Source organism: Aquiflexum gelatinilyticum, from assembly GCF_024813435.1.
Classification (GTDB): Bacteria; Bacteroidota; Bacteroidia; order Cytophagales; family Cyclobacteriaceae; genus Cognataquiflexum; species Cognataquiflexum gelatinilyticum.
This window is the reverse complement of the sequence record NZ_JANAEZ010000013.1, coordinates 17,321-39,367: the sequence shown is the minus strand read 5'-3', so window position 1 is coordinate 39,367 and position 22,047 is coordinate 17,321. Positions and strand designations below refer to the sequence as shown.

The window sequence follows — 22,047 nt, the reverse complement described above, 5'->3', positions numbered from 1 at the left end:
ATTTTTTGTTTAATCAAAGGTATAAAAACTTAAACAAATGTCAAGTATTTTGTCTAATAAAAAATAAAAAAGTTTAAACAAAAATTAAATGTAAATTTTCAAAAACCCCCATTCTAACTATTAGTGGTATTTTATGAGTATAAAGGCAAAAAAAAAGGGGAGAATGGTAATTCTCTCCTTGTTTAATATTTTGTAAAATAAATGAAACTATTTTTCTTGAAGTGCCAAATCCATTTCCTCCATAAACTCTTTTAACTGTTTGGCATAATGCATCGCTCTGACATTTTTGGGGAAATCAAGGTCTTGACCGACTATTTGATAGCCCGACAAAATGATTTCCGAATTTTTAAACCTTTCTGAAATGCTGTAAATGTAATCCTGAACTTCTTCGCTGTTTGGTGAAGTGGTGATGACGGTCATCAAAAACTCAGGTTGATGAAGTCTATATACGATTTGAAGATCTTCATCAGGGGTATTTTGACCCAAATAAATCAATTTATGCCCTTTTAATTTGACAAGGTAGGCCGCAAAAAGTATTGATATTTCATGCCATTCACCTTCAGGCAAATACAGTAAAAACTTTTTGCCTCCTCCTTTATAGATTTGGCCATCTATAGCGACGATAAGTTTCTGCCGGATCAGGTTACTCATAAAGTGCTCTTGTGCAGGATTGATGGCACCTGTCTGCCATAACACTCCGATCTTTGACATAAAGGGATAGATAATATTGAGCATGGTTTGCTCAAAACCTATTTTCAAAATGTTTGTAGAAAGCACTTTTTCAAATCTCTCCTCATCCATCTCGATCATGCATAAGGTTAGAGCGTGGATTTGATCATCATGGGTAAGGGTTTTTTCAGTGAGTTTGACAACTTCCTCCCTCATTTCAGCTTCCGACATATTGGCAATTTTGCTGATTTTATATCCGTTGTCATTTAACAAAGCCACATTGAGAATCAATTTGAGACTTGCATCATCATAAAACCTGATGTTGGTATCTGTCCGCATGGGCTGTAACAAATTGTAACGCTGTTCCCAAATACGCAAAGTGTGGGCTTTGATGCCCGACAGTTGTTCCAGATCTTTTATTGAATAAGTACTCACAGTTTTTTAGCGTTTAAAGTATTTTTTGGGTACTATAAATAAGCCGAATGAAACAGCATCATTTTTTTTATTGGTGGCATGATGTGCCTGATGTGCACGGAATATTCCAAGCAAAAAGCTGTTTTTTGGTCTTTCAAACCATTTTACTCTTCTATGGACAAGGACATCATGAATGATAAAATACAACACACCATATAAACTGATTCCAACTCCTATCCAGAACCGGTAATCCAATCCATCCACTCCAATAAAGATCAGAAGGATCGCAATGCTCCCAAATAGTAATGAAAATAGGTCATTGAGCTCAAAGAATGATTTTGAAGGCTCATGGTGCGTTTTATGGATGTTCCAAAGTGGACCATGCATGATATATTTATGGATAAACCATCCTGAAAATTCCATGATAGCAAACCCGATCAATATAAATAATACAGCGTACATCAGTGTCATAACTCAAAGTAGATAAGAATGTTTATCGGCGATTTTTTTTTAACCTACAAAGGTCAATATGGCAAAAAACATCACCAAATTGATCAATAAATAGGAGGAAATTTTGTTTTCTTTGAGAAAATCAGATTTTCTATAAAGAAGCTGGATAATAAATGAAACCCCTAGCCAACCAAGATAATTGGACAATGGAATGATATTTCCTTCCCAATACCAAAAATCCAGTTTGATCGCCACAGGTTCAATGAAGAAATCTATGGCCACCATCACAAGGGCAGCCAAGCATGCAGCCAGCCAATCATTTTTTATATTACTTGAAAATAAATTTCCTGTCAGATAAACAAGAAGCAGCCAGTTTACGCCAATGACTAAAGGCACTTCAAAAAGCTTAAATCCCAGGGTTTGACCATATTCATAATTCCCAAAAGGGAAACCGGTATGGATTCCCATTACTTCAGACCCATAGCCCAAGACCATAGCCAAAACTGCAAATAGTCCAAAAGATTTATTCCAACCGGAATGAAACAGGAGTAAGATGACAAGACTCAAAATCAAAGTAAATGGAGTCATCATTTGAAAATAGGATCTTACCATAGGAATAGACAATCCAATTATTCCTGAGATGTAAAAGGCGGAAATTATTCCTTTAAAAAGAGTGATTTTATTGTTTTGGATTTTTTTAATGGCCTCAATCACGGTTGGGTTTTCTGTTTTGTTGAGAAGGCTAGGGGACATAGTACCGAAATGATTTTGGATTATTCACGGGTGATTAACAACATGAACTTATATTTGTTGGTAAATGAATGATACAAAATTAAAGATAAATGTAAATAATTATGATCTTATACAATGTAACCGTCAATATAGAAAAAGAATCTGAGGCAGAATGGGTAGCTTGGATGAAAGAGACGCATATTCCGGACGTATTGGCCACAGGGATGTTTTTGGAAAACAGATTTTATAAAATCCTGCATGACAATGAGGATGGATCAACCAATTATTCTGTGCAATATTTCGCAGACAGTATGGAAAAAATACTGGAATACCAGCTGACATTTGCGTCCAAACTTCAAGAGGATGTAAACGAGAAATTTAAAGATCGCTTTGTGGTATTCAGAACTTTGCTCGAAACAGTAGATTAGCTATGAACAATACTCTCAAATTGATTATTTCGATTGTTTTGCCTCAGGTTGCGGGAGGATTAGGTGCTTTGATTACCATTTCTTCTGTTGGCAGTTGGTATCAGACGATCAACAAACCTTCCTTTACACCACCATCTTGGCTGTTTGGACCTGCCTGGACCACACTTTATTTGTTGATGGGAATTGCCATGTTTTTGATTTGGAAATCTGATCATTCCCTAAAGAAAACCGCACTTTGGCTTTTTGGGATCCAACTCTTTCTCAATGGAATCTGGTCTCCGGCTTTTTTCGGCTTGGAATCACCTATTTTGGGATTGGTGGTTATTGTACCACTTTGGGTGATGATTCTGGTCTGTATCAAGGTTTTCTTTCCGATCAATAAAGTTGCAGCCTATCTGATGATTCCTTACCTGATGTGGGTGAGTTTTGCGACAGCGCTAAACGCATCAATTTGGTATTTAAATTAAAAACTATGCCTATAGAACAAGAAGCAAGAAAATTTCGCTGTCCATGGTGTCTTGGTTTTGAAGACTATCTGAAGTACCATGATGAGGAATGGGGAGTACCGGTTTTTGATGATCAAAAGCAATTCGAATTTTTGGTATTGGAAAGCGCACAGGCAGGATTGAGTTGGTCTACTATTTTGAAAAAGAGAGAGGGGTACAGAAAAGCTTTTGCTGAATTCGATTATAAAATAGTGGCAGATTTGCCCGATGGATATGTCCAGGAATTATTATTAGATACGGGCATCATTAGAAATGAGATGAAAATCCGTGCTGCCATCAACAATGCCAGAAGGTTTATGGAAATTCAGGCTTCCCACGGCAGTTTCAGAAATTATATTTGGGATTTTGTCAACGGGAAGCCAGTCCAAAACCAACTGAAATCTTTGTCCCAAGTGCCGGCCACAACTGTTGTTTCAGATAAACTTTCCAAAGATATGAAATCAAAAGGGTTCAAATTTTTGGGAAGCACCACATTATATGCTCATATGCAAGCCACAGGCTTGGTCAACGACCATTTGATAGACTGCTTTCGGTATGAGGAAGTCAAGGCTTTAGGAAAATAAAAAAGCCAAGCACAGGAAATATGCATGTGCTTGGCTTTTTCACTTTTCAAATTGAATTTGATTTCAGATAGAATTTTTTCAGTTTGGCTGTTTTACTTTATTGGAGTATATGCTTTACTGTAAGCAGACCAGATTTCATAGATAGGGTTTCCTGTTGAACTCATGCCACTGTGATGCCATTCGCCATCAATTACCTCATATTTAAATTCTAGACTTGCGCCGACCCGGCTGTCATCTCTTGAAAAAAACTCAATTTTTTCAATGTAGGTACCATTCTCGGCTGTATATGTTCCCCCTCCTGTCCCCATAAATTCTTTGGTTTCGGAGTTAAAAGCTACCCATTGGAATCTGCCTCCGCTGAGGATTTTGATAGTTCTCCTTGCGCCGGGAGTACTTCTTGATATTTCATTGTCCCTTTTTCTTCCCGTGATGACCCAATTATTGGTGAGGTCATCTTTTGAATCACTTATCTTTTCCCAGATTTCAACCAAGGCTTTCCCTTCCATTTCAGTAGAAATAACCATTTTCCCATCCACCATGTCTAAACTGAAATCAGTTCTTTGGCCTACGATTTCCGGTTTCATTGTGAAAAAATCCAGCATTTCTTGGTAAAGATTGTCTTTGAGACGGAATTGGCCCCCACCGGCACTCACAAATTTATTGGTAGTGACTTCCTTTGCACCAAAAGAAAAGTAGCCATCTTGGTAAATTTTGATGTATTCAGTATCCATCATGGCCTTGCCATTTTGATGGGTCATTTTCCAAGCTCCTTCCAGGTTTTGTGCTAAAATTAACCCGGATAAAAATAGGAGGGGTAGCAAGATCATTTTTTTCATGATGTGATTGTATTAGGTTTAGACTTCCAAATTAGTATTTTTAACTTGCTTATGAAAACATTTATCCTAGGGCAAAGTAAAGAACAAGTACTTCAAATGATTCCTGAAAAGGGAATCAAATTGGTCCAATTGGGAGGTGAAAAAATTTGTGTGACAAGGAATGGTGAGACGTTATTCGCATTTGAACCTTTTTGCCCCCACCGGATGGCTTCTTTGCTCCAAGGGACTATTGTAAGAAATGAAATTGTTTGCCCTCTGCATCAATATAGGTTTGATCTTCAGACAGGAGCTGTGCTTTCCGGTCAATGTCCTGATTTGAAAGTGTATAAGGTCGGATTAACTGACAGGGGACTTGAAATATGGATTTAAATTTTTTACTTAATATAATTTTGATCCGTTAGGGACATTTTTGTCTACAGATGCCAAAACAATCTGCCCGCTTCCGTCATCAAATCCTGTTACCAATACCTCAGACATGAAATCTGCGATTTGTTTTGGAGGGAAGTTACATACACAAAGTACCTGTCTACCCAAAAGGTCTTCAGGCTTGTAATGGAATGTGATTTGAGCAGATGACTTCTTGATGCCTAGAGTTCCCAAATCTACCCAAATTTTGTAAGCAGGTTTCTTCGTTTTTGCAAATACCTCCGCTCTGATAATTGTACCTATTCGAAGGTCAATTCTTTGAAATTCGGTGAAGTCAATCGTTTGCATTGAATAAGATTTTTTCTATATTTGGAAACTTTCTTCTACTGAAGGGAGTTCTAAATCTACTCAAACCTCCATCATAAATGTTGCAAGTATCAAAAATTTCTTCAATGGGAATGAAAAAGCTTCAACTCACCTTATTTCTAGGAGTATTTGTGAGCTTTATTTCTTTTGCACAATCTGAAAGAGAAAGAAATTTTCCTGATTTGCCTAGGAACAACAATGAGTCAAGTACTCAATATGAAAGTTCTGAATCTTCCACTTTAGAACCGAGACAAGAAAATGCCCAGCGAAATAGTGCTAGCGCTATAAAAGAAAATAAGCCTGCTGCATCAACTACTCTGAAAAAGGAAAACCCATTATTCAAACAGGGTGGTGAGAAGGATGCTAAAAAGGAAGAGATTTCTACACTGTCATTTAACCTATTCCTTTACATTGTAGACAGATTCAAAGAAGATTAATGCAAATTTCAATATAAATGAAATAAAAAAGAGACTGACAAAGTCTCTTTTTTTTTGTCCTCATTTTTTTAATATTTTCATTTTTACAACAAAATCCCAAATGGAAATTCCCATTGTGACTGAGATATTGAGGGAATGTTTTGTTCCAAGCTGGGGGATTTCTATGACATGATCGGATAATTCAATGATTTCATCCTCTACGCCAAAAACCTCGTTCCCAAAGACCAAGGCATATTTTGAATCGGGATTGGGTTGAAATTCATGAAGCATGATACTTTGGTCTACCTGTTCCAATGAACAAATAATGTAACCATTCTCCTTTAATTTTTGAATCGTGTTTGTTGTTGAATCAGAATATTCCCAATCTACCGATTCTGTTGCCCCAAGAGCAGTCTTTTGGATGTCTTTGTGGGGAGGGGTTCCGGTAATGCCGCATAGGTATATTTTTTCCACGAGAAAAGCGTCGGCTGTTCTAAATGCAGACCCAACATTGTTGAGGCTCCTCACATTATCCAATACGACTACAATCGGAGATTTTCCCACCCCTTTAAACTCCTCAACCGACAGGCGGTTGAGTTCTTCCATGTTTAATTTTCTCATGCGGTTTTGTTTCCCTTTTGATATCTTTTAATTTCAGCTTTTATTAATTTTCAAAAGTAACATAAAGAATCAAATCAGGGACTATATGGCCAAGGAGAGGGATAATGAAGTGAAAGAAACCCCTTTGATGAAACAATACAATGCCATCAAGGCGAAGCATCCCGGTGCTTTACTTCTTTTTAGAGTAGGGGATTTTTATGAAACTTTCGGGGAAGACGCCATCAAAGCAAGCAAGGTATTGGACATAGTTTTGACAAAAAGGGCAAACGGTGCGGCTTCACATATTGAATTGGCAGGTTTTCCGCACCATTCGCTCGACACCTATCTGCCCAAATTGGTCAGAGCTGGCAATAGAGTTGCAATCTGCGACCAGCTCGAAGATCCCAAAGACGTCAAAGGAATAGTCAAAAGGGGAGTGACCGAACTTGTTACTCCCGGCCTTTCTTTCAATGACAATGTTCTTGACAAAAGAAAAAACAATTACCTGGCTTCTGTCTATTTTGGAAAAGAAACCTTAGGAATATCTTTTTTGGACCTTTCCACAGGAGAGTTCATGTGCTCGGAAGGTTCGCAATCCTATATCGAAAAGCTTTTGCAAAGCTTCAGCCCATCTGAGGTGATTTATTCCAAAGCGGCAAGGGCGAAAGCCCAAGAGATCCTCAAAGACCAGTTTACTACCTTTCACTGTGAAGATTGGGTTTTTCAGTTGGATTATACCTATGGTAAGCTGACAGAGCATTTTGGTACAGCCAATCTGAAGGGTTTCGGAATTGAAACCCTAGAGCATGGAATCATCTCGGCGGGTTCAATATTGTATTACCTAGAGGAGACAGAACACAAAGAGGTCAAACACATCTCTTCTATCTCGAGGATTGCTGAGGAAAAATATGTGTGGTTGGATAAGTTTACCATCCGCAACTTAGAGCTCGTCTATTCCCAACAGGATGGCGGTGTTCCTCTTATCAATATCCTCGATCAGACCATTACCCCGATGGGGTCCAGAATGATGAAAAAATGGATGGTCTTGCCTCTTAAAGAAAAAGAGCCTATAGAAGAAAGACTGAAAGTGGTGGATTACTTTTTTGAATCCCCTGACTTGTCCGAGGAGATTTTAGCCCATCTGAAGCATATAGGGGATTTGGAAAGGCTAATTTCAAAAGTTGCTGTAGGGAGGATCAATCCCAGGGAAATGAATCAGTTGAAAAGAGCTTTGAAAAATACCTTGCCTATCAAAGATATCCTGAAGGAATCCAAAAACAGTTCACTCAAAAAACTTTCTGATCAGATCAGTTCATGTGAGTTTTTATTGGAGAAAATTGAAAGGGAACTTCAGGAAGATGCACCAATGCTGATACATCAAGGCGGAATCCTCAAGTCGGGTGTGGATGATGAGTTGGATGAATACAGGAATCTAGCCAATACCGGTAAAGATTATCTGGTGGCGCTTCAGCAAAGGGAAACCCAAAGGACAGGAATCTCTTCACTGAAAGTGGCTTTCAATAAGGTATTCGGATATTACTTAGAGGTTACCAACGCACACAAAGACAAGGTTCCCCAAGAGTGGATCAGAAAGCAAACTTTGGTCAATGCAGAAAGATATATTACTCCAGAACTGAAAGAATATGAAGAAAAAATACTGAATGCTGAAGATAGGATGCTTGCCATCGAGCAGAAGTATTTTCAGGCCCTTGTACTCGACGCTTCAGAATATGTCTCTCAGATCCAACAAAATGCAAGGATTCTTGCCACAGTAGACTGCTTACTTTCATTCTCTGTTGTAGCCAAAAAAAACAATTATTGCAGACCCAAAATCGCAGAAACAGATTCGCTCGAAATCAAAGACGGAAGACATCCCGTAATAGAAAGTCAGCTTCCTGTAGGGGAAGAGTATGTCCCCAATGACATTTACCTAGACAATGAAAGCCAACAGATCATCATCATTACAGGTCCGAATATGGCAGGTAAATCCGCCTTACTCCGGCAGACAGCATTGATCGTATTGATGGCCCAGATGGGAAGCTTCGTTCCTGCATCCTATGCAAGGATAGGGATTATAGACAAAGTGTTTACTAGAGTGGGAGCTTCTGATAATTTGTCTAAGGGAGAATCAACTTTTATGGTTGAAATGACCGAAACGGCAAGTATTTTGAATAACCTATCCGATAGAAGTCTCGTATTGATGGATGAAATAGGCCGTGGGACTTCCACATATGATGGGATTTCCATAGCATGGTCGATCGTAGAGTTTTTGCATAATCACCCAAAGTTCCGTACAAAAACCCTTTTCGCTACCCATTATCATGAATTGAATCAGTTGGCGGAGGACTTTCCAAAAATCAAAAACTTCAATGTGTCCGTCAAGGAAGTCGGAAACAAAGTCATCTTTATGCGCAAATTAAAGGAAGGTGGGAGCGAACATAGCTTTGGAATACACGTCGCCCAAATGGCAGGGATGCCAAATCCTATTGTTTTGAGAGCTTCTGAAATCATGGGACATTTGGAAAAGGACAAAGAGATGAATGCACCCAAGGATAGGATCAAAGACATGCCAAAAAGCAATTATCAATTGAGTCTATTCGACGCAGATCCCAAATTCAAAGAGGCTCAGGAAATACTTTCGGCAATAGATATCAATACGATATCTCCTATAGAGGCTTTGATCAAACTGAATGAAATCAAGAAAAAATTAGGAAATTGAAACTTAATCGGAATTTTGTAAATTAAAGGTAAAATTTTAAACTGATAGCTTTTGCGTTTGGGTCTATGGATGTTTCATTGTTGGATGAATTAAGAAATCAGAATAAATTATCGGAATTTTTTTCCTATAAAAATGACAGAGAGTTTATTCCTCACCCCGATGAGAAAGAGTTGCTGAAAGATCTTGAAAAGATAAGCCTCAGTCTCGGAATGAAAGAGGGGATTATAATCGGTTGTTTTGACTACCGAGATATGAGTTTGCCTTTTTTCACAGAAAATATAGAACAAATCAGTGGGCATTCTGCTGATTTTTTGAGAGCTAATGGCCTTGCTGGAGTGATTTCTGCATTGCATCCGGGAGACGCAAAGGAACATGTAGCCTTCAATAACAGATTTTTGGAGGCATTTCAGAAGGCCAGTATCGTTGAGAAAAAGACTTTTGAATTGTCCTATACCCTCCGTTGGTTACATAAAATCACCAAAAAAGAAATCTGGTTTTTTACAAAAGCGAAACCTTACCTGATAGATATAAACGGAAACTTTATTTTTGACCTTCACATTGGGCTTCATATTACCAACAATGAACATTTGATTGGCTATGATTGGAGCTATTCTTATATCAAAGAAAACGGTGAAAAAGTAACCCATGAAAAAGCCAAAACTCCAAGCCCTGACCTTCTTCTTTCAAAAAAAGAAAAAGAAGTTTCTCTTTTATTATTGGAAGGATTGAATTCGCAAGAAATTGCAGACAGGATGTTTATTTCAAAAAATACAGTCTTTACCCACCGGAAAAAAATATTGAAAAAACTTGGTGCAAAGAATTCCAATGATTTAATGAAAATTCTTATCTCCAATAAAATTAAATAAATGCCTGATTATCAATTTTTGAGGTATGGGATGACAATGAAAATGAAATTTTTTAACGTACAGCTTTTGCTATTTTAGAAAACTGCTTTACATTTGCACTCACAAAAGACAAAGGCGTAAGGTTTTTGGTCGGTCAAGTAAGATAATGCGAGAGTAGCTCAGTTGGTAGAGCACGACCTTGCCAAGGTCGGGGTCGCGAGTTCGAATCTCGTCTCTCGCTCAAAAAGGCCCTTGTAGAAGGGCTTTGTTGTTTTCAGGAATTTCAAAATCTCTAATAAAGTTAGAGAATGCCGGGATGGTGGAACAGGTAGACACGCAAGACTTAAAATCTTGTGAGAGCAATCTCGTGCGGGTTCGATTCCCGCTCCTGGTACAGGCCCTGCCTTTTGGCAGGGCTTTTTTTGTTTTATACCAAATTGTTTAAATTATCATCTTTTTATTGACAACAATTTCAACAATACTATTAATTTTGGATAGAATCACGCGGAATTGTTAAAGATAAATCCTCCAAAATGTATTTGAGTGCCAACATAAAAATCTTGAGAAAAAGAAAATCCATCACCCAAGAGACGATGGCATCTTCTATTGGTATCAGCAGGTCCAAGCTTGCGGGATATGAGTTAAACATCAACCCTCCTTTGGAAACTTTGCTGCAAATTGCTGATTACCTTGGAGTTTCTGTTGATTTGCTTCTTAAGAAAAATCTCGAGGAACTTTCAGAATTCAAATTGAGGGAATTATTGGATACTGACCGTTTTTTAAAAGGTAAAAATCTTAGGATATTGGCTACAACTGTTGATGCTGAAGGGAAAGAATTGATAGAAGTAGTATCCCAAAAAGTAAAGGCGAGCTATCTCGCTGGATTTTCGGATCCTGAATTTATCGGTGATCTTCCTAGGTTTTCACTTCCGTTTTTGTCTCAGGATAAAAAATACAGGGTATTTCAGATTGATGGAGATTCAATGCTTCCAATTCCTGATGGAGCTTGGATAGTGTGTGAATATGTAGATGATTGGACCCGGATCAAAGACGGTGAAAAATATGTTATTTTGACAGATTCAGACGGCATCACTTTTAAGATCGTTTATAACAAAGTAAAGGAAAATGAAAAACTGTTACTTTGTTCTTCTAACCCCATTTTCAAACCTTTTGAGGTGGACCTCAGATCCATCAGGGAGGTTTGGAGGTTCCGGCTTATGATTGTGGACAAGGCATGATTTGGGATTTTGAGGCGTTTTTTTGCTTGATTACAAACTTTAAATGCCTAAGATTAATTCTACAATTTCAATTCTTTTTTAAATAAATTAGGGTTTTGTAAGACAAAATGGTTTTTAAATCGTTGTAAGTTTAAATTGTGGGAATGTTTATTGACTAGTGGACACAAACCTTTAAAGATCAGTAAATATGAGAGAATATGCGGTATTGGAGACTCCTCTTGGGAATGTAAGGGCAGAAGTTTGGGACGGATATCTCGTCAGTCTTAAATTTACTGAAGAAGATCCCACAAATGATTCTTTTGATGGGATATTGATGGATGTTTGGATACAACTTGGGTTATACTTCCAAGGCAAACTCAAAACGTTCGATGTTCCCGTTGCTTTGGGAGGTACTGATTTCCAACATAAAGTATGGATGGAAGTAAACAAAATCCCATTTGGGCAAACAGTTTCTTATCAAAAGATTGCAATTAACCTTGGAAACCCCCAAGCAGTAAGGGCTGTAGGAACGGCTGTTGGTGCAAATCCTATTTTGATCATGTTGCCTTGCCACAGAATAGTTGGGCAATACGGGCAGTTAACAGGATATGCAGGCGGGATTTGGAGAAAATCCAAGTTGCTTGAGCTCGAGCAAAAAGACAAAATCGGAAAACAGGTTCAGCTTAATTTTTAGATTGGGAACAAAACGCTATCATTTATTTTATTTTGAAAATAGTGAATCTTAATAGCCTGATTGGGAAACCTATCAGGCTTTTCTTATTTTTATCCCGATTTAATTGAAAATTAGCTTTTTTCTCCTTCCTAGTCTATTTTAAAAAATTATGGTACAAATCATTGATTATTCTCCTGACCTTCAGCCTCATTTTGAAAGAATCAATAAGGAATGGGTTGAAAAATATTTTTCCCTTGAACCATTTGATGTTGAACAGCTTCTAAATCCTCAAGAAGTGATCTTGAATAAAGGCGGAGTGATCCTATTCGCAAAGGAAGGGGAGGAAATTATTGGAACTGTAGGTTTGTCAAAATCAGGTGAGGGCATTTTTGAAATGGTAAAAATGGCCGTCATCCCCAAAGCCCAAGGCAAAAAAGTAGGACAACTTCTTGCTTCCTCTATTTTAGAAAAAGCAAGGTCGATGGGCGCTAGAAAAGTGGTTCTTTACTCTAATTCCAAATTAGAGACGGCCTTGAATATTTACCGGAAGTTTGGATTCAGAGACATCACCCCCGAATGCGGAAAGTATGGGAGATGTGATGTCAAAATGGAAATAGATTTGTAATGGAAATAAAAATCAGGAAAGGGACCATTGAGGAAGTTATCGCCCTGAGTAAGAAAGTACCTGAGTTTTTTCAGCCATATACTGAAAAAACTTATGAAGAAAGACTTTCAGATGTCCCTCATCTGATTTTGATTGCAACTGAAGGTAACAAACCTGTAGGGTTTAAAGTCGGATACCGCCGGTATGGACATGATATATTTTACTCCTGGATGGGAGGCGTGTTGGATGAATACAGGAGAAAAGGTATTGCAACAAAGTTAGCCGAAAGCCAAGAGGCTTGGGCAAAAACCCATGGATTTGTCAAAGTGACTTTCAAAACGAGAAACAGGCTTTCAAAAATGATCCATTTTGGACTCAACAGGGGATTTATGATTGTGGATTTGATCAAAAAAGGAGAGGTCAAAGACTACAGGATTGTGATGGAAAAAGTTCTTTGAGTGAATAGACATTAGACGCTTCTAACCTTCCAACCTTCGAACCTTCCAATCCAATTTTATAATCTTTCAATCTTCTAACCTTTCAATTTTCCAATTCCCCCTTCTCTCAATTTTTAGCATTCTACCTTTTTTACCCTACCTTTGCAGTCCAAAAAATTATTTATAGAATCAGCGGTTCAATAACCCGCTTCATCAAAAATTATGAAAAATTCAAAAGTAGATATTTCAGAAGGGACGTGGCTTCCCATTATGGAAGCATTTTATACCATACAGGGCGAAGGCACCTTTTCAGGTAGCCCATCCTACTTTATAAGGCTAGGAGGTTGTGATGTTGGATGTGTTTGGTGTGATGTCAAGGATTCCTGGGATGCAGCTAAATGGCCGCTTTGGTCCGTTGATTCCATCGTTTCTGAAGCAATGAAGTTTCCTTCACGGACTGTAGTGATTACTGGCGGTGAGCCTTTGATGTATAATTTATATCCATTGACTTATGCACTTAAAGAAAATGGATTTAGGATACATATAGAAACCTCAGGTGCCCATCCTTTTTCTGGGATTTTTGATTGGGTGTGTTTTTCTCCAAAAAAGTTTAAAAAACCGCACCCAAGTATTTATGAAAAAGCGGATGAACTGAAAGTTATCGCCTATCATAATTCGGATTTTGCGTTTGCAGAAGAACATGCTTCCAAGGTAAAACCTAGCTGCCAAAAGCTTCTTCAGCCTGAGTGGAGCAAAAAAGAAAATATGACCGAAAAAGTGATTGATTACGTAAAATCAAATCCAAATTGGAAAATATCGCTACAAACACATAAATTTATGGATATCCCTTAGCCCATGAAGATAAGCCTGCTTAGTTTAACCCTGTTTTTTTTCATCTCTTTCTCATTCGGTCAGGGCTATTCTATCATTGACAACAAGGCAATCAAAATGCATCAGGAGGGTGATGAATTGGTTCAAAAGCGGATGTATGATGAGGCAATTGAAAAATACAGAGCGTCCATTGAAAGGGAAGCGGGTTTTTTGGAATCATACATCAAATGGGGAAGAATCCTTTTGACCAAAGGGAAACCCCAAGAAGCGATTAAAGTCGCTGAAAGGGGAGAGGCTAGAGCAAAGCAGGCAAAAAACCAAATCAAAGGAGAATTCAAATGGCTCAAGGTGCATTGCTATTTGGCCATGGGCATGTTCGAGGAATCCCTTTTGGAATATAATGATGCGAATCCATTGTTAGAGCCCAGCTTCAAGCAGCGCATTGATTATAGGGAGACTGAAAGTCAAATGAAATTTATCAGCCTGCAGCTTGAAAAGGCACTTTCTATTGAAAAGGAAAAATTGTCCGAGCCTTTGAATGGATTTTCCCTCCAATATTTTCCTGTCCTTACAGCCGATAGCAAGAAAATTATTTTTGTAAAAAGAGACGGACTTAAAAATTTTGAACATGAGGATTTGTTCACCAGCAACTTTTCGGAGGAAGACCAACTATGGTCCCAGCCTGCAAGTATTTCCAGTGTCATCAATACCAATTACAATGAAGGAACCTGCACCATTTCTGCAGATGGCAAGATCCTGATATTTTCCTCCTGCGAGACTCCGGATTCTTTTGGGGATTGTGACCTCTATATTGCTTACAAGTTAAACGATGAGTGGCAAAGGCCTTCAAATATGGGAAAGGCCGTGAATTCAAGATTTTGGGATTCTCAACCCTCTTTATCAGCTGACGGAAGGATTCTTTTTTTCTCTTCAAACAGAAGGGGAGGGTTTGGCGGAAGAGACCTTTGGTATTCGCTTAGAATGCCAAATGGGGGATGGTCAGAAGCCAAAAATCTCGGCAGTCTTGTCAATACTCCAAAAGATGAAGTTTCTCCATTCATTTACTTCAACAATGAAATCTTGTTTTTTGCTTCTGACGGACATAGAGGGTTTGGAGGGCAGGATATATTTGTATCAAGGGTTGAGAATGGAGTCTTTACAAATCCTGAGAATCTAGGTTATCCCATAAACGACCACTTAGATCAGTTTTCCCTTTTTATTACCGCCCAGAGGGATTATGCTTACTATACCGAAAACACTTTCAATGAGACTATGGAGGAAAGGTCTTACCTCTACAAATTTAGATTTCCTGAAGAAATTTCATTAGGAGAAAATCTTATTGTTACCCAAGGAAAAGTGTTTAACAGTAAGACCGGAGATCCGGTAGATGCCAGACTTTCCCTCGTAAGCCTGAGCAACGACAGTACACTTTACGAATTCCGCTCTGATGGAAAAACCGGGGAATTTATGATGCTTTATCCGGATAAATCCTTTTCTGGACTTTATGTGGAAAAAGAGGGATACCTTCCAAAAATTTACAATGTAGATAGAGATAACCTCAAAAATCAGAAAGACCTGATGGTCTCACTCATACCCATTGGTTCAGGGGAAGAGTTTGTTTTCGAAAATATATTTTTTGACTTGGACAAAGATGACCTAAAGCAGGAGTCAGCAAGTTCTCTCAAGAGGTTATATAACTTTTTGATGGAAAACCCCAAAGTAGCAATCACCATCATCGGCCACACAGATAATCAGGGAAATCCAATGTATAATGAGAGCCTCAGCCTTCGAAGGGCTGAAAGTGTGAAGAAATTTTTGATGGAAAAAGGAATACCTGAAATCAGGGTAGCTACAGACGGAAAGGGAGATCGGGAACCAATACAACCTAATGACACACCCGAAAACAAGGCGCTAAACCGAAGGGTTACAATTTCTATAAAGTAATTTTAATTTAATGTTAATAAATCAAATTTGATGTATAGACATTATTTTTTAGAATCGTTCAATAATTAATAAAAATTCTGATATTTTATTTGTATTTGATATAAATCTCTGATTTAGTACATTTTTCAGTATATTATATTGATTTATTTGTAATTTTTTAGAATTTAGTTTTTATTATAATAATTATATATTTTTTTTTAAAAAGTCAATTTATATTCTATTTTATTATTTTTTTCATTTTAAATATGTGTAATATTTAAGTTTAAAAATTAAGTAACAAAGACCTCTTTAATTTGTAATTCAAAAAATATTGTTAACAAAAGTTAAAAATTATTTTATTTCGTTAACACACCGTTAACAGGTTCCTTTTTTTTATATCATGCGGATTTTCTAAAAATGGGAAAATAATATGTTCCCTTTTGTCTAAATACCAAATATTCTTAAATCATTGTTCCACTGCCATATATGTAAATTTTTTAAACGATTTTGGATTATCAGAGGTTAATGGATAAAATTGGAATATCGTTAAACCAAAAAAAACAATTTATGAAGAAAGTTTTACTTCTAGGACTAATGCTTCTTTTTGTAGGTGCGGCAGCATTTGCACAAGGGCGCGTTGTGACTGGAACGGTGACATCCGGTGAGGATCGTCTTCCGCTTCCAGGTGCTTCAGTCGTGGTGAAAGGTACTACAATCGGTGCAGCTACTGATTTAGATGGTAAATTCTCACTTAATGTACCAGAGGGCAGTAATGTCTTGGTATTTAGTTTTACGGGATTCGTTGACCAAGAGGTTTCTCTTGGAAACAGATCCCAAATCGTCGTTGAATTGCAACCAGACATTGCTAGTTTGGGAGAAGTGATCGTAACAGGTTACGGTGTTCAGCAAAAAAGAGAAGTTACAGGTGCTATTTCTTCTGTGAAAGGGGAATTGATCCAAAACTTGCCAATGCAGTCATTTGACAGGGCTTTGCAAGGTAGGGCTTCAGGTGTCCAGGTAAGATCTGCCAACGGTCTTCCGGGTGGCGCGGTGAATATCCGAATCCGTGGTGTAGGATCAATCAATGCCGGTAATGAGCCTTTGTTCATTGTGGATGGTGTTCAGTTGAATAACCAATCCAATGCCAACTTTACCCAATCCAACCCACTTGCATTCTTGAACCCAAATGACATCGAGTCAATGGAGATTTTGAAAGATGCTGCTTCTGCTGCCATCTATGGATCTCAGGCTGCAAATGGTGTTGTTATCATCACAACAAAAAGAGGTAAGCAGGGTAAAGCTAGATTTGAATTCAATGCTTTTGGAGGTTCTACACAGCCAATGAAATACCTGGATGTATTAGGTGGAGCTGAATGGTATGAAATGAGAAGAGAAGCTTACCAAAACTCCGGAAATACGCTTCCAGAGGCGAATACCCTAAACAACATGGGCCGTCTACCTGCTAACTGGCAGACATTAACTCCTGCTGATTTGGAAGCTATCGGTCAAGGTCTTCCGACATATGATTGGCAGAGAGAAGTGATGGGAACAGGAAAAATCCAGAATTATGAACTTTCTGTTTCAGGTGGTGATGACAAAACCACTTTCTTCTTGTCAGGATCATATAATTATCAAGAATCATCTTTCAAGCCTGTTGACTTTGAAAGAGGTACTGTAAGGGTGGCTTTGACTCATCAGGCAAATTCAAGATTGAATCTTGAAACAAGTCTTAACCTTTCCACTTTCCAGCAAAACATTCCTTTCGCTGTTGATGGTGCTTTCTTGGGTAACCCGGCTTTCTCCGCATCTGCGGTGTTGCCTCATAACCCAATTTACAATGAAGATGGATCCTTTAATACTTCAATTGGTGGAGTTTTAGGTCAAAATATTGTTTTGGTCAATGAATATAACTCAGGTCTTCAAAGAACCAACACCGTTGTAGGTAATATTGTCGCCAATTACAAAATATTGGACAATTTGGTATTCAGATCATTATTTGGTTTGGATTACAGATTGCTTCAAGGAGAATCCTACAGGGATCCTAGAACTCCAGATGGAGCAGGTGTAGTCGGTAGAGCTTCCGAGCAGTCCGACTGGAGAACAAGATTTATCACTACCCAGACTTTGAACTGGAACAAAACCTTTGGAAATGTACATAACGTATCCGGAATCTTCGGTTTGGAATATGTATCTGAAACAAGACAGGGTCTTTCAGGTGCTGGTATCGGTTTCCCTACTTTCCAGTTTAGAACAATCCAATCGGCGGCTACTCCTGAATCTATTACTGGATTTTGGACAGGTTACAAAAGAGCGGGTGCTTTCATTTCAGGAAGCTATGATTACAAGAAAAAATACTTGGCAACTGTAACTGCTAGATATGACGGTTCTTCAAGATTTGGAGCGAACAATCAATACGGTTTGTTCCCTTCTATCAGATTAGGCTGGAATATTGTGGAAGAAAGTTTCTTGCAAAACAGTGAAGTAGTATCAGATTTGAAGTTAAGAACTTCTTATGGTAAAACAGGGAACGACCAAATCGGAAACTTTGCCGCTAGAGGTCTATATGGCGGTGGAGGAAACTACGCCGGTCAGGCAGGTATCAGACCAACATCTCTTGCAAACCTTGATCTTGGATGGGAATCAAATGTAACATTCAACCTTGGTGTGGACTACGGTTTCTTGAGCAACAGGATTACAGGTTCATTGGACGTATTCGATAGAAGAACCAAAGACTTGTTGTTAGATCAGCCAATTATTTGGACAAATGGCTTTGGTGATATTGCCAACAATGTCGGAGAATTGCAGAATAAAGGTATCGAATTTGAAGTTTCTACCATCAACGTTGACAAAGGTGGTTTCAGATGGAATACTTCTTTCAATTTCACTTATATCAAAAATCAGATTGTCAGCTTATATGATGGATTAGAATTCCTTCCAGCTAACCCAGGCCTTGCAGTAGGACAGCCCGTAGGTAATCCTGCAAATGACGGTGTTGCTGCTCCAGGTTCCTTCTTCTTGGCGACTTACGCGGGTGTCAATCCTGCAACAGGCCGTCCAATGTGGTATGACATCAATGGAAACATCACTTACTTGCCATTGGCTGCTGACAGACAGTACCAAGGTTCAAACTTGGCAACCACCTTCGGAGGTTTGAACAATACCTTTACCTACAAAGGATTTGAATTGACCGCATTCTTTACCTATGAATATGGTGCAGTAGTTTCTGATGGTCAGTACAATTTCTTAAGAGAAAATGGTACCCGATTGACTCTTAATGCCTTGAGAGAAGTCAATGACAGAAGATGGACTACTCCAGGTCAAATCACTGACATTCCAAGAAACTTGACCACCAATGCAGGAAATGAAGTACGTGGTGCATCAAGAGGTACAGGTTCAGCCAATTTGTTGAAAGCTGATTTTATCAGATTAACGCAGCTGACTGTAGCTTATAATTTTAGCCCTAATTTGGTAAGGAATCTTGGATTGACAAGAGCAAGAATTTATGCACAGGGATTGAACCTTTGGACTTATGCAGACTATCCGGGATACGATCCTGAGTTCGTAGGTGCAGGTACAGGTCAGATTCCTTTGACTAAAAACTATACCATAGGTGTTCAAATCGGATTCTAAACATCTTAAGGAAATGAAAAACATGAAATTTATAAATAAAATTGTCTTATCCTTTGTCCTTGCAGGATCATTCTTGATGACCTCTTGTGATGACTTATTACAAGTTGATCCTAGACAATCAATAGACGCTAACGGAGCCCTAAATACTCCTGATGCAGTAAGTGCTGCCCTCAATTCTGTTTATGCAAGATTGAGACCGGTGTCAAATTATGGTAGAAATTTGCTGGCACAGTCAGATGCTTTGGCAGATGTTGGTCAGACAACTTCTAACTCAGGTCGTTTGATTGGTGAAAACAACAACCAGCCAAACGCACATTTTGCTGCTGCATTTTGGCAAAACAGCTATTTCGCCATCAACGAAGCTAATTTGATCATTGATGCACTTCCTAATGTTCAGGGTGCGTCAGCTGCGCAATTAGCGAGATGGGAAGGGGAAGCCAAATTCTTAAGAGCTTTGTACTACTTTGATCTGGTTAAATCCTATTCTTACATTCCTACAGCAATCTACACTCCCGGTGTAACCGATGAGGGGGGGATTCCTTTGGTTTTGGAAGGTGTCATCACTTCTGATGCAGCCTTGTCACGTCAGACTCCAAGGTCTACTATCGATCAGGTATATACCCAAATTTATGCTGATTTGGAAGCTGCAAAAACTTTGTTGACTTCAAGGGGCACCTATTTTGCTTCTTCTGCAGCAGCATCTGCTTTGCTTTCCAGAGTTGCATTGTACAGAGGTGATTGGGCAAAAGCTGCTGACGAAGCAACTACTGCCTTGGCAAGTAATGTCGGTACAGTATTAGGAGGACAAGCTTATGTAAATGGTTGGAGAGCAGAAGTAAATCCTGAGTCTATGTTTGAGGTGAGATTTGCAATTCCCGGAGAAGCTATCGGTGTAAATGAGTCACTTCAGACGTCTTACACCACTTTGCTTAGCTTGACTGCGAATAAAAACTCTCAGGGTGGTTGGGGTGATTTCATTCCAAATGCAACTGTAAGAGGTTTCTTTGGATTGACCCAATTGCAGATCGGTACACCTGCGAATGATAACAACAACTGGGATGTAACCAGAAATGATGATGTCAGAGCTTTCTTATATACTACAGGAAATACCGTAAGAGGTGCAGGCCGTCAAATCGAATGTATAAAATTTGCTTCAAAGAATGGATTTGCATACGGAGATAATGTGCCAGTTATCAGAAAATCAGAAATGCACCTAAACAGGGCTGAAGCTAACTACCACATTCCTGGTAATGAAGCTGCTGCTTTGACTGAATTGAATGCTTTCAAAGCGCTTAGAGGTTTGGCTCCTGTCACTCTTTCAGGTCAGGCATTATTGGACGAAATTCTTTTGGAGAGATTCAAGGAATTTGCATTCGAAGGACACAGATGGTTTGATTTGAAAAGATATGGTAAGGATGTGATCAAAACTAATCCCGTTGTCAACCTAACTTTTGATGATTTCAAAATCCTTCCTCCAATTCCTCAAAGAGAAGTTGATGGTAACCCTAACCTGAACCAAAATAGAGGCTACTAAACTGAATTTAACATGAAAAAGATACTATCATTATTATCATTGGCCTTGGTTTTGGCTTTCACTTCTTGTATTGAGCAAAACTATCCAACATGGTCAGGTGCAGTTGTCGAATTTCAGGATGCTGTTGTTAGGGCTCCTGCTGCAGGTGTGACTTATCCAAGAATCACTGTAGCCAATACAGTGGGAACAGTGAACCTTCAGGTAAATCTTGTAGGTGCTCAAAGAACTTCAGATGAAACGATCGCATTTAAAATCGTTCCTGATGGTACTACGGCCGTTGCAGGAACCGATTTCTCTGTATCAGGTTCACTTGTAATCCCTGCAAATTCAAGCACTGCCAATGCAGTGGTCACTATCCTTAATACCGGTGCTATCGGTGGATCTGTTGACCTTTTGCTGGAATTGGAAGGAAATGCGCAAATAGCACCAAGTGAAAATTATAAAAGAGTGCAGTTAAGAATTACAAGACCTGCTGCACCTGATGCTTAATTTATTTGCTTAAAAGTTTAGACTAAAAGGCTGGGAAACCAGCCTTTTTTTTAATTTTGAATATGAGAAAAATTAGTTTAAAAATTGCAGTATTTGTGCTTTTGACAGGATTAGTCAATCCTGCTATAGCACAGTTGAAGTTATTGAAAGATGATGCTTCTGGCGGAAGGCCGGTCATGTCCAATCCTTATTCAGAAGTTAAAGGTTCGGCGTATTTATTGGATTTTGAAATGGGAAGTATCATTTTTTCTGAACTAGATACAGCTGCTAACCTGACCATCGCTTTTAATTCTTATGACAATACCCTAGAACATAAAATGGATGGTCAGTTGATTGCCTATTATCCGGGGAAAATTTCGGGTTTTATCCTCAATACAGGATCATATCCAAGATTATTTAGATCAGGCTATTCCATACCCCAAGCCGGGGCAAATGTATTTGTTGAGATTTTGGTTGATGGAAAATATTCATTGATTGCCCATCATTACAAAACTATGGGAGATGATTTGACGGCTACTTATGGCTCCCAAAGAGCGAAGGCCTTTCAAACGATTGAAGAGTTATACATCGTAAAGGATGGGGAAACCACGCTCCTCAAAACCAAGTCCAAGTATTTGAAAGAAACTTTTGAGGAGGATACGGAAAAAGCAACAAGTTTGATAAGTGACTATTCGCTTGATCTCAAAGAAAAATCTGATGCCATAAGATTGATTCAATTATTAAACATTCAAGAATTATAAAAGCCCTTTCCTTTGGAAAGGGTTTCTTTTCTAATAGACTTTTGATTTGTCTATCCTTA

At 38.5% G+C, this 22,047-nt stretch carries 23 protein-coding genes and 2 tRNA genes; 19 read left to right on the top strand and 6 right to left on the bottom strand.

The genetic code is table 11. From position 1 onward, the window contains the following. Window positions 1-207: 207 nt before the first annotated feature. The 3 genes from NK987_RS20535 to NK987_RS20525 are packed head-to-tail and all read right to left on the bottom strand — an operon-like array spanning window position 208 to window position 2,286. A complete protein-coding gene (locus NK987_RS20535) occupies window positions 208-1,104 on the bottom strand; it encodes a MerR family transcriptional regulator (protein ID WP_258423998.1) in 897 nt (298 codons plus the stop codon). A gap of 6 nt (window positions 1,105-1,110) precedes the next feature. Continuing rightward, a complete protein-coding gene (locus NK987_RS20530) occupies window positions 1,111-1,554 on the bottom strand; it encodes a sterol desaturase family protein (protein ID WP_420839768.1) in 444 nt (147 codons plus the stop codon). Between the two features lie 39 nt (window positions 1,555-1,593). Then, window positions 1,594-2,286, bottom strand: a complete 693-nt coding sequence (locus tag NK987_RS20525) for a carotenoid biosynthesis protein (RefSeq protein ID WP_259265386.1) — start codon at window positions 2,284-2,286, stop codon at window positions 1,594-1,596. Between the two features lie 101 nt (window positions 2,287-2,387). Here NK987_RS20525 and NK987_RS20520 point away from each other — a divergent pair, with 101 nt between their 5' ends. From NK987_RS20520 to NK987_RS20510, 3 genes are read left to right on the top strand one after another with little or no spacing between them, the layout of a single operon-like run. Next, window positions 2,388-2,693, top strand: a complete 306-nt coding sequence (locus NK987_RS20520) for a DUF4286 family protein (protein ID WP_259265385.1) — start codon at window positions 2,388-2,390, stop codon at window positions 2,691-2,693. A 2-nt stretch (window positions 2,694-2,695) separates the two neighbouring features. Continuing rightward, window positions 2,696-3,160, top strand: coding sequence for a TspO/MBR family protein (locus tag NK987_RS20515; RefSeq protein ID WP_259265384.1), 465 nt, complete (start codon window positions 2,696-2,698; stop codon window positions 3,158-3,160). 5 nt (window positions 3,161-3,165) lie between these two features. Beyond that, entirely contained in the window at window positions 3,166-3,762 is a 597-nt protein-coding gene (locus tag NK987_RS20510) for a DNA-3-methyladenine glycosylase I (RefSeq protein ID WP_259265383.1), read from the top strand. 92 nt (window positions 3,763-3,854) lie between these two features. Here NK987_RS20510 and NK987_RS20505 read toward each other — a convergent pair whose 3' ends face one another. Further along, window positions 3,855-4,598, bottom strand: coding sequence for a hypothetical protein (locus NK987_RS20505; RefSeq protein WP_259265382.1), 744 nt, complete (start codon window positions 4,596-4,598; stop codon window positions 3,855-3,857). A gap of 51 nt (window positions 4,599-4,649) precedes the next feature. Here NK987_RS20505 and NK987_RS20500 point away from each other — a divergent pair, with 51 nt between their 5' ends. After that, window positions 4,650-4,967 carry a Rieske (2Fe-2S) protein gene (locus NK987_RS20500; RefSeq protein ID WP_259265381.1) on the top strand — a complete coding sequence of 106 codons (318 nt, stop codon included), beginning with the start codon at window positions 4,650-4,652 and terminating at the stop codon, window positions 4,965-4,967. Window positions 4,968-4,976: 9 nt separating this feature from the next. Here NK987_RS20500 and NK987_RS20495 read toward each other — a convergent pair whose 3' ends face one another. Further along, window positions 4,977-5,312, bottom strand: a complete 336-nt coding sequence (locus NK987_RS20495; RefSeq protein WP_258423991.1) for a tRNA-binding protein — start codon at window positions 5,310-5,312, stop codon at window positions 4,977-4,979. A gap of 110 nt (window positions 5,313-5,422) precedes the next feature. Between NK987_RS20495 and NK987_RS20490 the strand changes: the two genes are divergently transcribed. After that, window positions 5,423-5,767: a hypothetical protein gene (locus tag NK987_RS20490; protein ID WP_259265380.1), complete on the top strand. Its 345-nt coding sequence runs from the start codon at window positions 5,423-5,425 to the stop codon at window positions 5,765-5,767. 60 nt (window positions 5,768-5,827) lie between these two features. Here the strand turns inward: NK987_RS20490 and NK987_RS20485 are convergent, their stop codons facing one another. Then, window positions 5,828-6,367 carry an RNA methyltransferase gene (locus NK987_RS20485; protein ID WP_259265379.1) on the bottom strand — a complete coding sequence of 180 codons (540 nt, stop codon included), beginning with the start codon at window positions 6,365-6,367 and terminating at the stop codon, window positions 5,828-5,830. A gap of 85 nt (window positions 6,368-6,452) precedes the next feature. Between NK987_RS20485 and mutS the strand changes: the two genes are divergently transcribed. The 14 genes from mutS to NK987_RS20415 all read left to right on the top strand — a co-directional run bounded on the left by mutS (window position 6,453) and on the right by NK987_RS20415 (window position 21,988). Next, window positions 6,453-9,065: a DNA mismatch repair protein MutS gene (gene mutS, locus NK987_RS20480; protein WP_259265378.1), complete on the top strand. Its 2,613-nt coding sequence runs from the start codon at window positions 6,453-6,455 to the stop codon at window positions 9,063-9,065. 65 nt (window positions 9,066-9,130) lie between these two features. Continuing rightward, on the top strand, window positions 9,131-9,931 hold the full coding sequence (locus NK987_RS20475) for a response regulator transcription factor (RefSeq protein WP_258423987.1): 801 nt from the start codon (window positions 9,131-9,133) through the stop codon (window positions 9,929-9,931). Between the two features lie 147 nt (window positions 9,932-10,078). Continuing rightward, a tRNA-Gly gene (locus NK987_RS20470) sits at window positions 10,079-10,151 on the top strand. A gap of 69 nt (window positions 10,152-10,220) precedes the next feature. After that, a tRNA-Leu gene (locus NK987_RS20465) sits at window positions 10,221-10,304 on the top strand. 139 nt (window positions 10,305-10,443) lie between these two features. Then, the gene (locus NK987_RS20460) at window positions 10,444-11,148 is read left to right on the top strand and encodes an XRE family transcriptional regulator (protein ID WP_258423986.1); all 705 of its coding nucleotides are present in this window, start codon (window positions 10,444-10,446) and stop codon (window positions 11,146-11,148) included. 187 nt (window positions 11,149-11,335) lie between these two features. Next, entirely contained in the window at window positions 11,336-11,821 is a 486-nt protein-coding gene (locus NK987_RS20455) for a methylated-DNA--[protein]-cysteine S-methyltransferase (protein ID WP_259265377.1), read from the top strand. A gap of 148 nt (window positions 11,822-11,969) precedes the next feature. Continuing rightward, window positions 11,970-12,425, top strand: coding sequence for a GNAT family N-acetyltransferase (locus NK987_RS20450; protein WP_259265376.1), 456 nt, complete (start codon window positions 11,970-11,972; stop codon window positions 12,423-12,425). Then, window positions 12,425-12,862 (top strand): GNAT family N-acetyltransferase, encoded by a 438-nt coding sequence (locus NK987_RS20445; protein ID WP_259265375.1) that lies wholly within the window; start codon window positions 12,425-12,427, stop codon window positions 12,860-12,862. The genes NK987_RS20450 and NK987_RS20445 overlap by 1 nt, the downstream gene beginning before the upstream one ends. A gap of 201 nt (window positions 12,863-13,063) precedes the next feature. Then, complete coding sequence (locus tag NK987_RS20440; protein WP_259265374.1) at window positions 13,064-13,693, top strand: 7-carboxy-7-deazaguanine synthase QueE; 630 nt, start codon at window positions 13,064-13,066, stop codon at window positions 13,691-13,693. Between the two features lie 3 nt (window positions 13,694-13,696). Next, window positions 13,697-15,616: an OmpA family protein gene (locus tag NK987_RS20435; RefSeq protein WP_259265373.1), complete on the top strand. Its 1,920-nt coding sequence runs from the start codon at window positions 13,697-13,699 to the stop codon at window positions 15,614-15,616. Between the two features lie 546 nt (window positions 15,617-16,162). Further along, window positions 16,163-19,225: a SusC/RagA family TonB-linked outer membrane protein gene (locus NK987_RS20430; protein ID WP_259265372.1), complete on the top strand. Its 3,063-nt coding sequence runs from the start codon at window positions 16,163-16,165 to the stop codon at window positions 19,223-19,225. A gap of 22 nt (window positions 19,226-19,247) precedes the next feature. Beyond that, window positions 19,248-20,759, top strand: coding sequence for a RagB/SusD family nutrient uptake outer membrane protein (locus NK987_RS20425; protein ID WP_259265371.1), 1,512 nt, complete (start codon window positions 19,248-19,250; stop codon window positions 20,757-20,759). Between the two features lie 12 nt (window positions 20,760-20,771). After that, on the top strand, window positions 20,772-21,248 hold the full coding sequence (locus NK987_RS20420; RefSeq protein ID WP_259265370.1) for a DUF4843 domain-containing protein: 477 nt from the start codon (window positions 20,772-20,774) through the stop codon (window positions 21,246-21,248). A 62-nt stretch (window positions 21,249-21,310) separates the two neighbouring features. After that, the gene (locus tag NK987_RS20415) at window positions 21,311-21,988 is read left to right on the top strand and encodes a hypothetical protein (protein WP_259265369.1); all 678 of its coding nucleotides are present in this window, start codon (window positions 21,311-21,313) and stop codon (window positions 21,986-21,988) included. Window positions 21,989-22,047 lie beyond the last annotated feature (59 nt).

Excerpts from the sequence above, each read along its gene's own strand:
- NK987_RS20475 (WP_258423987.1), top strand. The coding sequence starts at position 9,131 with ATGGATGTTTCATTGTTGGATGAATTAAGAAATCAGAATAAATTATCG.
- NK987_RS20530 (WP_420839768.1), bottom strand. The coding sequence starts at position 1,554 with ATGACACTGATGTACGCTGTATTATTTATATTGATCGGGTTTGCTATC.
- NK987_RS20420 (WP_259265370.1), top strand. The coding sequence starts at position 20,772 with ATGAAAAAGATACTATCATTATTATCATTGGCCTTGGTTTTGGCTTTC.
- NK987_RS20455 (WP_259265377.1), top strand. The coding sequence starts at position 11,336 with ATGAGAGAATATGCGGTATTGGAGACTCCTCTTGGGAATGTAAGGGCA.
- NK987_RS20445 (WP_259265375.1), top strand. The coding sequence starts at position 12,425 with ATGGAAATAAAAATCAGGAAAGGGACCATTGAGGAAGTTATCGCCCTG.
- NK987_RS20495 (WP_258423991.1), bottom strand. The coding sequence starts at position 5,312 with ATGCAAACGATTGACTTCACCGAATTTCAAAGAATTGACCTTCGAATA.
- NK987_RS20425 (WP_259265371.1), top strand. The coding sequence starts at position 19,248 with ATGAAATTTATAAATAAAATTGTCTTATCCTTTGTCCTTGCAGGATCA.
- mutS (WP_259265378.1), top strand. The coding sequence starts at position 6,453 with ATGGCCAAGGAGAGGGATAATGAAGTGAAAGAAACCCCTTTGATGAAA.
- NK987_RS20505 (WP_259265382.1), bottom strand. The coding sequence starts at position 4,598 with ATGAAAAAAATGATCTTGCTACCCCTCCTATTTTTATCCGGGTTAATT.
- NK987_RS20520 (WP_259265385.1), top strand. The coding sequence starts at position 2,388 with ATGATCTTATACAATGTAACCGTCAATATAGAAAAAGAATCTGAGGCA.
- NK987_RS20510 (WP_259265383.1), top strand. The coding sequence starts at position 3,166 with ATGCCTATAGAACAAGAAGCAAGAAAATTTCGCTGTCCATGGTGTCTT.
- NK987_RS20440 (WP_259265374.1), top strand. The coding sequence starts at position 13,064 with ATGAAAAATTCAAAAGTAGATATTTCAGAAGGGACGTGGCTTCCCATT.
- NK987_RS20430 (WP_259265372.1), top strand. The coding sequence starts at position 16,163 with ATGAAGAAAGTTTTACTTCTAGGACTAATGCTTCTTTTTGTAGGTGCG.
- NK987_RS20450 (WP_259265376.1), top strand. The coding sequence starts at position 11,970 with ATGGTACAAATCATTGATTATTCTCCTGACCTTCAGCCTCATTTTGAA.
- NK987_RS20460 (WP_258423986.1), top strand. The coding sequence starts at position 10,444 with ATGTATTTGAGTGCCAACATAAAAATCTTGAGAAAAAGAAAATCCATC.
- NK987_RS20525 (WP_259265386.1), bottom strand. The coding sequence starts at position 2,286 with ATGTCCCCTAGCCTTCTCAACAAAACAGAAAACCCAACCGTGATTGAG.
- NK987_RS20490 (WP_259265380.1), top strand. The coding sequence starts at position 5,423 with ATGAAAAAGCTTCAACTCACCTTATTTCTAGGAGTATTTGTGAGCTTT.
- NK987_RS20500 (WP_259265381.1), top strand. The coding sequence starts at position 4,650 with ATGAAAACATTTATCCTAGGGCAAAGTAAAGAACAAGTACTTCAAATG.
- NK987_RS20415 (WP_259265369.1), top strand. The coding sequence starts at position 21,311 with ATGAGAAAAATTAGTTTAAAAATTGCAGTATTTGTGCTTTTGACAGGA.
- NK987_RS20515 (WP_259265384.1), top strand. The coding sequence starts at position 2,696 with ATGAACAATACTCTCAAATTGATTATTTCGATTGTTTTGCCTCAGGTT.
- NK987_RS20485 (WP_259265379.1), bottom strand. The coding sequence starts at position 6,367 with ATGAGAAAATTAAACATGGAAGAACTCAACCGCCTGTCGGTTGAGGAG.
- NK987_RS20435 (WP_259265373.1), top strand. The coding sequence starts at position 13,697 with ATGAAGATAAGCCTGCTTAGTTTAACCCTGTTTTTTTTCATCTCTTTC.